Genomic DNA, 11804 nt, shown 5'->3' on the forward strand with positions numbered 1-11804 from the left:
AAACGGCGAAACCGGGGCCAATGGCGGGCTCTGCCAAGCCTTTTTCCGCAGCCTGTTAAATCCCGCTCAGGCTGAGCCTGTCGAAGCCCCCGCCGAGTGCCCCCATCGACGACACCTGCCGGAAGCGACAACATCCCCACTATTGTATGGTTGGCCCCGGCGCACCCCGCCGCTAAGACAGTCGCGCCTCCCCCACGCGACACTCCCGAAAGGCCCCGATGGAAGAACATGCCCAGGCATTCCTGCTGCGCGACGGTTTCCTGCTGCTGGGGACCGCGCTCGGCTTCGTCCTGCTGTTCCGGCGGCTGGGCATCGGCGCGACGCTGGGCTTTCTGACCACCGGCGCGGTGCTCGGCCCTTATGTGCTGGACCTCGTCGGCGATCCCGAAAGCAAGATGGGGATCGCAGAACTGGGCATCACCCTGCTGCTGTTCATCGTCGGCCTCGAACTCGCCCCCGCGCGCCTGTGGAAGATGCGGCACGAGATCTTCGGCCTCGGGCTCTTGCAGGTAGTGCTGTGCGGGCTGGCGGTATCGGGGGTGATCTACCTCTTCACCGGCTTCAGCCTGGAAGCCTCGCTCGCGCTGGGGTTGCCGCTGGGTCTGTCCTCGACCGCGCAGGTGCTGCCGATGCTGCAGAGCGCCGGCCGCCTGCACACCCCGTTCGGTGAGCGGTCATTCGCGATCCTGTTGTTTCAGGACCTGTCGATCATACCGCTTATCACGATCATCGCCGCGATGAACCGCAATCCGGCACTGCCTTCCGGGCCGCCGGGATGGGTGCTGGGCCTGGAGACGGTCGCCGCCATCGTCGGGCTGGTCCTGGCCGGGCGCTTCGTGATCCGGCCGCTGTTTCGCCTCATAGGCAACCTCGGCGAGCGCGAGATGTTCGTCTTCGCCGCCCTGTTCACGGTCATGGCCTCGGGCGCGCTGATGCAGATGCTGGGTCTGTCGACCGCGCTGGGCGCCTTCATCGCGGGCGTCATGCTGGCGGATTCCCCTTACCGGCACGAGTTGGAAGCCGACGTCGAACCGTTCCGCGCGATCCTGCTCGGCCTGTTCTTCATGTCAGTCGGCATGTTGCTGGACTTGTCCGCCATCGCCGAACGGCCGCTGTTCGTTATTGCCATGGCGCTCGCGCTGATCGCGGTGAAGGGCGGCATCATCTTCCTGCTCGGCCTCGCCTTCCGCATGGAGTGGCGCAGCGCGCTGGCGCTAGGCCTGCTGCTGAGCCAGGGCGGCGAGTTCGCCTTCGTGCTGTTTGCACAGGCCAGCAACGCGATGCTGGTGGGGCCGGAGGCGACCAGTCTGTTCAGCGCCATCGTCACGCTCTCGATGGTCACCACGCCGTTCCTGATGATGGCGACGCGCGGCATCCGCGAGCGCCCCGAAGGCAAGAAGGAAGAACGCGAAGGCCCGCACGAGGACGGCGCCAACGCGATCGTCGTGGGCTATGGCCGCTTCGGGCAGACGGTGGCGCAGATGCTCATCTCCGCCGACATCGAAGTGACGATGATCGACACCGACATCGAGATGATCGACATCGCCAAGGGCTTCGGCGCGCAGGTCTGGTTCGGAGACGGCACCCGCATCGATCTCCTGCGTCAGGCGGGCGCCGCCGATGCCGAGCTGATCGTCTTCTGCATCGACGGCGACCAGCTGACCGAACCGTTCCTCCAGGCGGTGCATCAGGCATTCCCGAACGCGCAGATCCACGCCCGTGTATTCGACCGCCGCGCACTGCTGCGCCTGAAGGATTCGCCCGTCACCTCGATGGCGCGTGAAGTGATGGAATCGGCGGTGGTGCTGGCGCGCAAGGCGCTCAAGGGACTGGACGTGGCGCTGGCCGACATCGACCGGGCGGAACAGGCCTATCGCAAGAGCGACAAGGAGCGCCTGACGCTGCAGTACGAAAGCGGCGACCTGCGCGCGGCAAGGGAACACATCATCACCCAGCGACCGAGGGACCGGCGGTAAACCTCCGTCGTCATTGCGAGAGGTGGTCAACCCACGAACGGCGCCGCCACTTCCGGCGGCACGCGCATCAGCCGACCGGAGGCGATGTCGATCATCGCCCATGTAGTGCGGGCCGAGACGATCACCTTGCCCGCCGCGTTCCGGAAATCCACCCGCCGGTCGAAGCGCGCGCCGCTCGGCCCTTCGGGAATGAAGGTCTCTCCCGTCACGCTCTCCCCCTCGCGGATGTTGCCGCGATAGTCGATCTCGTGACGGGTAACGAGCCAGGCGTACTTTTCCTGATGTTCGGCCGGGGCGACGGCGGCCCAGTGCGCGCCCGCCATCGCCTCCATCCACTGCACCCACACCGCGTTGTTGACGTGGCCCATCACATCGATGTGCTCAGGCAACGCGGTGAAGGTGAGGGTGAACATCAGCCCTCGATTCCCAGCTGCCACAGGATGAAGGCGAACTCCTCCGCGGTTTCCTTCAGGCTCTCGAACCGTCCCGACTTGCCGCCGTGGCCTGCGCCCATGTTGGTCTTGAGGATCAGCTCGTTGCCGTCGGTCTTCACCTCCCGCAGCTTCGCCACCCACTTCGCGGGCTCCCAGTAGGTCACGCGCGGGTCATTGAGGCCCGCCGTCACCATCAACGGCGGATAGGCCTGCGCCTTGACCTGATCGTAGGGGCTGTAGCTCAGGATCAGGTCGAAGGCGGCCTTGTCCTCGATAGGGTTGCCCCATTCGGGCCATTCGCCCGGGGTCAGCGGCAGGGTGTCGTCGAGCATGGTGCTCAGCACATCGACGAAGGGCACATGCGCGACCACCGCACCGAACAGTTCGGGATCGGAATTGATAACCGCACCCATCAGCTCGCCGCCCGCCGAGCCGCCCGAGATGCTGATCCTGCCCGCCTCGGTGAAGCCGCGCTCGATCAGGCCCTTGGCGACATCGACGAAGTCGTTGAAGGTATTCTCGCGCCGTTCCAGCTTGCCCGCCTTGTACCATGCGCGGCCAAGATCGTCGCCGCCCCGGATATGCGCGATGGCATAAGCGAAGCCGCGATCGACGAGGCTGAGGCGCGAGGTCGAGAAGCCCGGATCGATGGCGATGCCGTAAGCGCCGTAGCCATAGAGATGCAGCGGCCCGGCTCCGGTCCGGTCCTTGCGGTAGACGATCGAGACGGGGATCGCGGTGCCGTCACGCGCGGTGATCTCAAGCCGCTCGGTGGCGTAGAGCGAGGCGTCGTAGCCCGAGGGGATTTCCTGGACCTTGAGCGTCTCCAGCGTGCGCGCGGCGACATCGTAGTCCATTACCGAGGACGGAGCGACCATCGACTCATAGGTCAGCCGCAGCTTCTCCATGTGCCATTCGGGATTGTTGGACATGCCTGCCGAATAGCTGGCCTCCGGGAAGGCGATCGGCTCGATCCGGGTCGGATCGTCGTAATAGCGCAGCTCGATCTGGTCGAGACCGGCGCCTGCCCCTGCCGACTTGCGCCCCTCGATCACGTAGAAGTCGCGGAACAGGTCCATGCCGGTGAGATAGAATTCGTCCGTGCCCTCGATCAGCGTCGTCCACTCGCCGGGGTTCGCCAGCGGCGCGGTGGCGAGGCGGAAGTTCTCGTGCGTGTCGTTGGTGTGGATGTAGAGCACGTCCTCGCGCTCATCGACGTCGTACTCCACGCCCTTGACGCGCGGCTTCACCAGAATCTGCTCGCCGAGCGGATCGTCGGCGAGGACCATGCGGCATTCGCTGGTCTCATGATCGCTGGTCCCGATCAGCAGCCACTTCTCGTTCGACGAGAGCGAGGAGCCGACGCGGAAACCCTCATCGTCCTCGTGGAACAGCTCGACGTCGTCTTCCACCGGCTGACCCAGCCAGTGCAGGCGGGCATTGTCGGTGCGCCACTGCTCGTTCGCGAGCGAGTAGACGAGGCCCTTGTCCTGCGCCACCCAGACCAGCGAGGACAGCGTGCCGGGGATTTCGTCAGGCAGCAGCTGCCCGGTGGTCAGGTCCTTGATCCGCGCGGTGAAGCGTTCCGAACCGTTGTCGTCATAGGCGTAAGCGAGCAGCCTGCCGTCCGTCGTCGTCGAGATCGCGCCGAGGCGGAAGTAGTCCTTGCCCTCTGCCAGCGCCACTTCGTCGAGCATCAGTTCGGGCTCGCCGCCCGCGACGGGTTTGCGCCACCACTTCTTGTATTCGGCGCCTTCCTCGAACTCGATCCAGTAGAGCCAGTCGCCGTCCTTCTGCGGCACCGACGAGTCGGCTTCCTTGATGCGGCCGCGCATTTCCTTGAACAGCGCGTCGATGCGGCCCTTGTGCTGGTCCATCTTCGATTCGAACCAGCGGTTCTCCGCCTCGAGATGGTCGAGGACCTCCTTGTCCTTCACCTCGGGATAGCCGGGATCGCGCAGCCAGGCGTAGTCGTCGCTGACGGTGACGCCGTGATGGGTGAAGGAATGCGGCTTCTTCGCCGCCTGCGGGGGACCGATGAGGGTCTGGGTGGAATCTGCCATGGGCACTCATCTAGAGTCTGCGCGGGTGGAGTTGAAGCGCCTTGCGAAAAATTCGCAGGTGAGCGCCGGGTTCGCATTCCTGCCGCATGGCTCCGGGTGTGCGGCACGATGGATGCTGAAACGAGTTCAGCATGACGGGGGTTGGGAGCGATCAATCCCTCCCCCTCACCTTCCTACTTTCGTCACCCTGAACTTGTTTCAGGGTCCATCCATCGGTTAATTCTGCCCCATCGGCGGGAAGCCCAACCCCACCGCCAAATCCCTCCACTCCGGGTTCTCGGCATTGATGAGGTTGATCTTCCAGTCGCGATGCCAGCGTTTCAGTTGCTTCTCTCGAGCGATGGCGCGAAGCATGTCACCGAACATCTCGAAATGAACGAGGCGGTGAACATCGTAACGTGATGTGAAACCGGGCAATACATCATTCCGGTGCTGCCATAGCCGACCGATCAGGTTGGACGTGACGCCGATGTAAAGCGTGCCGTAGCGCCCGCTCGCGAGGGTGTAGACGCAAGGCTGGCGTTCCTGCCGCATGGCTCCGGGTTTGCGGCACGATGGATGCTGAAACAAGTTCAGCATGACGACCTTGCGGAAGGTTAACCCAATGCCGGCCTCCCTTCCCCTCCCGCCGCGCAAAGCCTATGTTCGCCGCAACACCCCCCCGAAGTGCGAAAGCCCATGACATGCTGATGAATACCCATGAAGCCCGCCTCGATGCGCTCCGCAAGGAACTGAAGGCGCGCGGCCTCGACGGCTTCGTGATCCCGATTTCCGACGAGCACATGAGCGAGTACGTCGGCGCCTATGCCCAGCGGCTCGAATGGCTGACCGGCTTCGGCGGCTCGGCCGGGACCGCCGTGGTGCTGACCGATGCTGGTCGCTCGCCCGCCGCCGCGATGTTCGTGGACGGGCGCTATACGCTGCAGGTGCGCGATCAGGTGGACGGGCGCATCTATGCCTACGAAAGCGTGCCCGCGACCAGCGTTCCGGCATGGCTGGCCGCCAACGCCCCCGAAGGCGCCAGGATCGGATACGACGCATGGCTCCACGGATCGAAGTGGGCGCAGGCCGTGGAAGCCACCCTGGCGGCAAAGGGCGGCGCCCTCATCGCGGTCGAGGGCAATCCGATCGACGCTGTGTGGGAAGACCAGCCGCTGCCTTCCGCTGCCCCCGCGATCGTCCATCCCGACCAGTTCACCGGCGAGGCCAGCGAGGCCAAGCGCGCCGCCGTTTCCGAATGGCTCTCCGCCAAGGGGCTCGACGCGACGGTGATCACCGCGCTCGATTCGATCGCCTGGCTGCTCAACATCCGCGGCGCCGACGTGGACCGTACCCCCGTCGCGCTGTCCTACGTGATCGCGCGAAAGGACGGCACCGCCGACCTGTTCATCGCCGGGGAGAAAGTGACCGACGAGGTCCGCCGCCACCTCGGCAACGCGGTCACCATCCGCGAACGCGCCGCCTTCACTCAGGGCCTGCGCGAACTGGCGGGCAAGCGCGTTGCCGTCGATCCCGAACGCGCCGTCAGCGCCATCTTCGAGGAGCTTCGCGGCGTCGGCGCCACTCTGGTCGAGGAGCGCGACCCCACGGTGCTGCCCAAGGCGATCAAGAACCCGGTCGAGCAGGCCGGTCACCGCGCCGCTCAAGGCCGCGATGCCGCCGCCGTGACGCGCTTCCTCCACTGGCTCGCGGTCGAGGCGCCCAAGGGCGAAGTCACCGAACTGTCGGCCGCCGCGAAGTTGCAGGACTTCCGCGCGCTCGATCCGACCTTGCGCGACCTGTCGTTCGACACGATCTCCGGCGCCGGGCCGAATGGCGCGAGCCCGCACTACCGCGTGTCGGAGGAAACCAGCCTCACGCTGGAGCCGAACTCGGTCTATCTCGTCGACTCGGGCGGGCAGTATCCGGACGGCACCACCGACATCACCCGCACCGTCTGGGTCGGGCCTGATGCGCCCTTCGCCGAAGTGAAGGACCGCTTCACCCGCGTGCTCAAGGGCCACATCGCGCTCGCCCTCGCGGTGTTCCCCAAGGGTACGGCAGGCAGCCAGCTCGACGTGCTGGCGCGCCATGCGCTGTGGCAGGCCGGGCTCGACTATGCCCATGGCACCGGCCACGGCGTCGGCAGCTTCCTTGCGGTCCACGAAGGGCCGCAGCGCATCGCCAAGTCCTCGGGCGGGCAGGCGGGCACCGACCAGCCGCTGCTGCCGGGCATGTTCCTCTCCAACGAGCCGGGCTATTACAAGACGGGCGAATACGGCATCCGCATCGAGAACCTGATCCTCGTCGAAAGCCGGGAGATCGCGGGCTCGGACGGCGAATACTGCGGCTTCGAGACGCTGACCCATGTGCCGATCGAGCGGCAGCTGGTGGACACATCGCTGCTCTCTCCGGCCGAGATCGCGTGGTGGAACGACTACCACGCACGGGTGCTGGAGATCGTCGCGCCGCAGCTTGAAGGTGACGCGCTGGCATGGCTGCGCGCCCAGTGCGAGCCGCTCTGACATGACGGCGCGCGACCTTCGCACTTATCCGGTCCACCTCGGCCTCGGTGCAAAGGTCGCGGACCAGCCCGCCTTTACCGGCATGGACTGGTACGCGGCCTATGGGGAGCGCACCGCAGCCGACGGGAAGGAAGGTCGGCTCGTCAGCATGTTCGACTTCGCGTCGAGCTGGGATTCGTGGGAGATGCATCCGGAGGGCGACGAACTGGTCGTGTGCCTCTCCGGCGAGATCACGCTGATCCAGGAATATCCCGATGGACGGCTTCACTCCGAGACGCTGCAGCCGGGGCAATACATCGTGAACCCGGCGGGCGTGTGGCACACCGCCGACGTCTCGCAGCCTTCGAGCGCGCTGTTCGTGACGGCGGGAATGGGCACCGAAGGCCGCCCGCGCTGATCGAGGCTTTTGCCCTCGGCGTGGCGCGGCCTCAAGTCCCGGAGCCTGCCGGTTTGCAATCGGATGAACACCCCGCCCCACTTGTGACAATTCACGACAATAAACGCTCCTCCCGGCACAACTGCGCGACAACCCGCGTTTAGACAGGATCACAGAGAGCCGCAGGACAGTTCTTCCCCCTCCCTTCCCTTGCTGTCCTGTGGCTCTCATCCAATTGTTACGGGACAAGACACATGACCTCGATGAAGACCCTGCTGCTCGGCCTTTCGGCCGCTGCACTGACGATCGGCGGCGTGGCCTGCGCCCAGGCCCCTGCGAACAACGCCCCTGCGAACCAGAAGCCGCGCATGGAGCGTCCGAAGATGGACGCCGACGGCGACGGCGTGATCACCCGCGCCGAGGCGCAGGCCCGCGCCACCGAACTGTTCGCGAAGCTCGACGTCAACAAGGACGGCAAGCTCGACAAGGCCGACCGCGAACTGATGCACCAGCAGAGGCGCGAGAAGATGTTCGCGAAGCTGGACACCAACGGCGACGGCTCAATCTCCAAGGCCGAGTTCATGTCCGATCGCGGTCCCGAAGGACGCGGCCCCGGTGGTCCCGGCCCGGACGGCATGGATGGCCCGCCGCCCCCGCCTCCCGGCGGTGAGCACGACGGCATGCGCCCCGGTATGCATGGCGGCAAGATGGGTCGCGGCGGCCATCACGGCGGCCCCGGTCGCTTCGGCGGTCCGCGCGGCGGCATGATGATGGAGAAGCAGGCCGACACCAACAACGACGGCGCCGTCACCCAGGCCGAGTTCGTTGCTGCTGCCCTCAAGCGCTTCGATGCGCAGGACACCAACCACGACGGCAAGGTGACCACGGAAGAGCGCGCAGCCGCCCGCAAGGCCCACATGGACGAGCGCAAGGCCCGCTGGGAAGCCCGAAAGACGCAGACCAAGGCTGACAAGTAAGCTGCGAACTGACAGGAAGGCGCGGTAACGCCATGGATTTAGAGATGAACGATACCGCGCCTCCAAAGCTGCTGCTCGTCGACGACGAGGCTTCCCTTCGCGAACCCCTGGGCGACTACCTGTCGCGGCAGGGGTTCGCCGTCGTCCAGGCATCGAGCGCGGCCGAGGCCCGCTCGCGCCTGCGGGACGCCAAGTTCGACCTCGTCCTGCTGGACATCATGATGCCCGGCGAGGATGGCCTGTCGCTCTGCCGCCATCTGGTCGAGGCGCAGGACGTGCCGGTGATCTTCCTCACCGCGCGCGGCGAGGCGACCGACCGCATCGTCGGGCTGGAGATCGGCGCCGACGACTATGTCGTGAAGCCCTTCGAGCCGCGCGAACTGGTCGCCCGCGTGCGCAGCGTGCTGCGCCGCGCCTCGCGCGCCGCGCCCGCCGCGGTAGAGAACGAGGCGTTCGAATTCGAGGGCTGGCGGCTCGATCCCCTCAAGCGCCGCCTGATCGATTCCGAGGGCGCCGTGGTGGCGATCTCTTCCGTCGAGTTCCGCCTGCTCATGGCCTTCCTCGAACATCCCCGGCAGGTGCTCAACCGCGACCGCCTGCTCGACATGGTGCAGGGCCGCGAGGCGCACCTGTTCGACCGCGCGGTGGACAACCAGGTCAGCCGCCTGCGCCGCAAGATCGAGCAGGACAGCCGCAACGCCCAGCTCATCCAGACCGTCTGGGGTGGCGGCTACATGCTTGCGGCCGACGTGCGCCGCGTTCCGATCGAGGACTGATGCGCCTGCCCATCCCTTCCGTGCCGATCGCTTCCGCATTCAGGCCCCGCAGCCTGATGGGCCAGATGCTGCTCGCAGTCGCGGCAGCGCTGCTGCTGGTACAGGGTATCGGCGCCCTGCTCGTCTACCGCGCCCAGTTGGAGGGTTACGAGGCGGGCATGAGCAATGCCGTCGCCTTCAAGCTCATCGCCGAGACGCGCGGACGCGGGGCGCTGGGCCGGATGCTGCGCGGCAATGACCGGGATCGCGACCGCACGCCCTTCGGTGGGCCGCCCCTGCGCGGCTTCCCGCTGGAATTCAGCGAAGGCTCCCCCCTGCGCACCGGCGAGAAGCGCGACGACGACATGGAAGCCCGCCTCCAGCACACGCTGGCCGAACAGGACTTCCCCGCCTCGCAGATCGTCGTCGTCCACCGCACCGTCGGCCGCGACGCCTTCGCCCGCGCCCATACCTTCAAGCGCGCCGCCCATGGCCGGCTCGAAGGCCCGGAAGTCAACGAGATGATGGACGATCACCTGCTGGTGGTCGGCGTCAAGCAGCCGGGCCGCGCCAACTGGATGGTCGCCCGCGTGCGCAGCCCGCGTGCCTTCAACGTCATGATCCGCCCGCTGATCGTGCAGACGGTCATCATCTACATCGTGCTCGTCGGCGCGGTCGCGCTGATCCTGCGCCGGATCACCCGCCCGCTGGCCGCGCTCACCCGCCGTGTCGAGCAGTTTGCGATCGCCCCCGGTTCGGCGGGCCAGCTTGAACCCAGCGGCCCGGACGACATGCAGCGCCTGATCGTCGCCCACAACGCGATGGAAGCGCGGATCGTCGCCATGCTGGACGAGAAGGACGTCATGCTCGGCGCCATCGGCCACGACCTCAAGACCCCGCTCGCGGCGCTGCGCGTGCGCATCGAATCGGTCGAGGACGATACCGAGCGCGCCCGCATGGCCGCGACGATCGAGGACATCGTGCGCACCCTCGACGACATCCTCTCCCTCGCCCGCGTCGGCCGCCCGAGCGACCCGCGCGAACGCACCGAACTGTCCGCCCTCGTCGCCTCGGTGGTCGAGGAATACGAGGACATGGGCGAACCGGTGGACCTCGGCGACACCCAGCGCACCGTGCTGGAACTGCGGCCGACCTGGCTGCGGCGCGCCCTGCGCAACCTCATCGACAACGCCCTGCGCTACGGCGGCGGGGCACGGGTAAGTCTCGATCGCGATGGCGAGCGCGCGGTGATCCGTATCGAGGACGACGGCCCCGGCATCCCCGATGACGAGATCGAGGCCATGACCAATCCCTTCGTGCGCGGCGACCCGTCGCGCAACAAGGCGACCGGCGGCGCGGGTCTCGGCCTGGCGCTGGCGCGCGCCATTGCCGACCAGCACGGCGGTGCGCTGGTGCTGGCGAACCGGCTGTCTCCCACCGGCGACGTCGAGGGCCTGACGGTTACGCTGGAACTTCCGTTGGGCTAGTTCCAAGGGTCCTCCCCATCCCTGCGGGACGGGGAGGATTTCAACTTAGCCGATCAGCGCTTCCGCGATCTGCACCGCATTGAGCGCCGCGCCCTTGCGCAGGTTGTCGTTCGACAGGAACAGCGCGAGGCCGTTCTCGACGCCCGGGTCCTTGCGCACGCGGCCGACGAAGACCGGGTCCTTGCCGGTGGCCTCCAGCGGGTTGGGCACTTCGGTCACCACCACGCCCGGCGCGCTGCCCAGCAGTTCAAGCGCGCGCTCGACGCTGACGGGACGCTCGAACTCGGCATTGATCGACAGCGAGTGGCCGGTGAACACCGGCACGCGCACGCACGTACCCGAAACCGGCAGCCCCGGGATTTCGAGGATCTTGCGGCTCTCGTCACGCAGCTTGATCTCTTCCTCGGTGTAGCCGTCCTCGGCATAGACGTAGTTCAGCGGGACGACGTTGTGCGCCATCGGCACCGCCCACTTCTTCGCCTCGGGCAGCAGCGGCGCGGTATCACCGGCGGCGAGTTCGCGGGTACGGTCGCCGACGTGCTCGATCTGGCTGGCGAGAACCTCGATGCCCTCAAGGCCGCCGCCCGACACCGCCTGATAGGTCGAGACGATAAGGCGCTTCAGGCCCGCCTCGTCATGCAGCGGACGCAGCACCGGCATCGCCGCCATGGTGGTGCAGTTGGGGTTCGCAACGATGCCCTTGGGCAGGTTCGCCAGCGCATGCGCGTTCACTTCGGCGACGACCAGCGGCACCTCCGGGTCCGAACGGAAGGCCGAGGAATTGTCGATCACGATCGCCCCCGCCGCAGCCGCCTTGGGCGCGAGTTCCTTGGCGGTCGAACCACCGGCCGAGAACAGCACGACGTCGAGCCCTGCGAAATCGGCGGTCGCCGCATCCTCGACGACCACGCCGTCGATCTCCTTGCCCGCCGAACGGGCCGAGGCGAACAGGCGAAGCTGGGCGACGGGGAAATTGCGCTCGGCGAGGATCTCGCGGATCATCGAACCGACGAGCCCGGTCGCGCCGACGACTCCGACGTTGAGCTTCTGACCGGGGGTAAACTTGGCTGCCATGACCTATGCGTCTCCTACTTGGTAGTGGAGCAGCGCGAGGGTCTTGTGTCTTCGTTTGGAGAGCCCCGCGTGCCGTTAAGTGCGGGGTGGGTGCCGTTGAGTGCCGTTCAGTACCAGCACGCCGACGCCCACCGCGCGGACGCGGTCGGTTTCGGGGT

Annotated in this window: 10 protein-coding genes; 6 read left to right on the forward strand and 4 right to left on the reverse strand. The window is 66.7% G+C overall.

Annotated features, from left to right (window positions below; all coding sequences use genetic code 11):
* The first annotated feature begins 218 nt into the window (after positions 1-218).
* The gene (locus ACODRZ_RS21250) at positions 219-1976 is read left to right on the forward strand and encodes a cation:proton antiporter domain-containing protein (RefSeq protein WP_488972459.1); all 1758 of its coding nucleotides are present in this window, start codon (positions 219-221) and stop codon (positions 1974-1976) included.
* Positions 1977-2002: 26 nt separating this feature from the next.
* On the opposite strand, the gene ACODRZ_RS21255 is transcribed toward ACODRZ_RS21250, so the two are convergent.
* The 3 genes from ACODRZ_RS21255 to ACODRZ_RS21265 all read right to left on the reverse strand — a co-directional run bounded on the left by ACODRZ_RS21255 (position 2003) and on the right by ACODRZ_RS21265 (position 5052).
* Complete coding sequence (locus ACODRZ_RS21255; protein WP_271180838.1) at positions 2003-2389, reverse strand: acyl-CoA thioesterase; 387 nt, start codon at positions 2387-2389, stop codon at positions 2003-2005.
* Complete coding sequence (locus ACODRZ_RS21260) at positions 2389-4473, reverse strand: S9 family peptidase (protein ID WP_488972458.1); 2085 nt, start codon at positions 4471-4473, stop codon at positions 2389-2391. Before ACODRZ_RS21260 ends, ACODRZ_RS21255 begins: the two co-directional genes overlap by 1 nt.
* 216 nt (positions 4474-4689) lie before the next feature.
* Positions 4690-5052 carry a GIY-YIG nuclease family protein gene (locus ACODRZ_RS21265; RefSeq protein WP_488972457.1) on the reverse strand — a complete coding sequence of 121 codons (363 nt, stop codon included), beginning with the start codon at positions 5050-5052 and terminating at the stop codon, positions 4690-4692.
* Positions 5053-5156: 104 nt separating this feature from the next.
* Here ACODRZ_RS21265 and ACODRZ_RS21270 point away from each other — a divergent pair, with 104 nt between their 5' ends.
* From ACODRZ_RS21270 to ACODRZ_RS21290, 5 genes are all read left to right on the forward strand, one after another.
* Positions 5157-6977: an aminopeptidase P family protein gene (locus tag ACODRZ_RS21270; RefSeq protein ID WP_488972456.1), complete on the forward strand. Its 1821-nt coding sequence runs from the start codon at positions 5157-5159 to the stop codon at positions 6975-6977.
* 1 nt (position 6978) lies between these two features.
* Positions 6979-7374 carry a cupin domain-containing protein gene (locus ACODRZ_RS21275; RefSeq protein ID WP_488972455.1) on the forward strand — a complete coding sequence of 132 codons (396 nt, stop codon included), beginning with the start codon at positions 6979-6981 and terminating at the stop codon, positions 7372-7374.
* 233 nt (positions 7375-7607) lie between these two features.
* Complete coding sequence (locus ACODRZ_RS21280) at positions 7608-8330, forward strand: EF-hand domain-containing protein (RefSeq protein ID WP_488972454.1); 723 nt, start codon at positions 7608-7610, stop codon at positions 8328-8330.
* Positions 8331-8374: 44 nt separating this feature from the next.
* Positions 8375-9106, forward strand: coding sequence for a response regulator (locus ACODRZ_RS21285; RefSeq protein ID WP_488972453.1), 732 nt, complete (start codon positions 8375-8377; stop codon positions 9104-9106).
* Entirely contained in the window at positions 9106-10572 is a 1467-nt protein-coding gene (locus tag ACODRZ_RS21290; RefSeq protein WP_488972452.1) for an ATP-binding protein, read from the forward strand. Before ACODRZ_RS21285 ends, ACODRZ_RS21290 begins: the two co-directional genes overlap by 1 nt.
* A 45-nt stretch (positions 10573-10617) precedes the next feature.
* Here the strand turns inward: ACODRZ_RS21290 and ACODRZ_RS21295 are convergent, their stop codons facing one another.
* Positions 10618-11646, reverse strand: coding sequence for an aspartate-semialdehyde dehydrogenase (locus ACODRZ_RS21295; protein WP_488972451.1), 1029 nt, complete (start codon positions 11644-11646; stop codon positions 10618-10620).
* Positions 11647-11804: the final 158 nt, after the last annotated feature.

It is taken from the genome of Novosphingobium sp. FG90 (assembly GCF_057808725.1).

Excerpts from the sequence above, each read along its gene's own strand:
- ACODRZ_RS21250 (WP_488972459.1), top strand. The coding sequence starts at position 219 with ATGGAAGAACATGCCCAGGCATTCCTGCTGCGCGACGGTTTCCTGCTG.
- ACODRZ_RS21255 (WP_271180838.1), bottom strand. The coding sequence starts at position 2,389 with ATGTTCACCCTCACCTTCACCGCGTTGCCTGAGCACATCGATGTGATG.
- ACODRZ_RS21260 (WP_488972458.1), bottom strand. The coding sequence starts at position 4,473 with ATGGCAGATTCCACCCAGACCCTCATCGGTCCCCCGCAGGCGGCGAAG.
- ACODRZ_RS21265 (WP_488972457.1), bottom strand. The coding sequence starts at position 5,052 with ATGCTGAACTTGTTTCAGCATCCATCGTGCCGCAAACCCGGAGCCATG.
- ACODRZ_RS21270 (WP_488972456.1), top strand. The coding sequence starts at position 5,157 with ATGCTGATGAATACCCATGAAGCCCGCCTCGATGCGCTCCGCAAGGAA.
- ACODRZ_RS21275 (WP_488972455.1), top strand. The coding sequence starts at position 6,979 with ATGACGGCGCGCGACCTTCGCACTTATCCGGTCCACCTCGGCCTCGGT.
- ACODRZ_RS21280 (WP_488972454.1), top strand. The coding sequence starts at position 7,608 with ATGACCTCGATGAAGACCCTGCTGCTCGGCCTTTCGGCCGCTGCACTG.
- ACODRZ_RS21285 (WP_488972453.1), top strand. The coding sequence starts at position 8,375 with ATGAACGATACCGCGCCTCCAAAGCTGCTGCTCGTCGACGACGAGGCT.
- ACODRZ_RS21290 (WP_488972452.1), top strand. The coding sequence starts at position 9,106 with ATGCGCCTGCCCATCCCTTCCGTGCCGATCGCTTCCGCATTCAGGCCC.
- ACODRZ_RS21295 (WP_488972451.1), bottom strand. The coding sequence starts at position 11,646 with ATGGCAGCCAAGTTTACCCCCGGTCAGAAGCTCAACGTCGGAGTCGTC.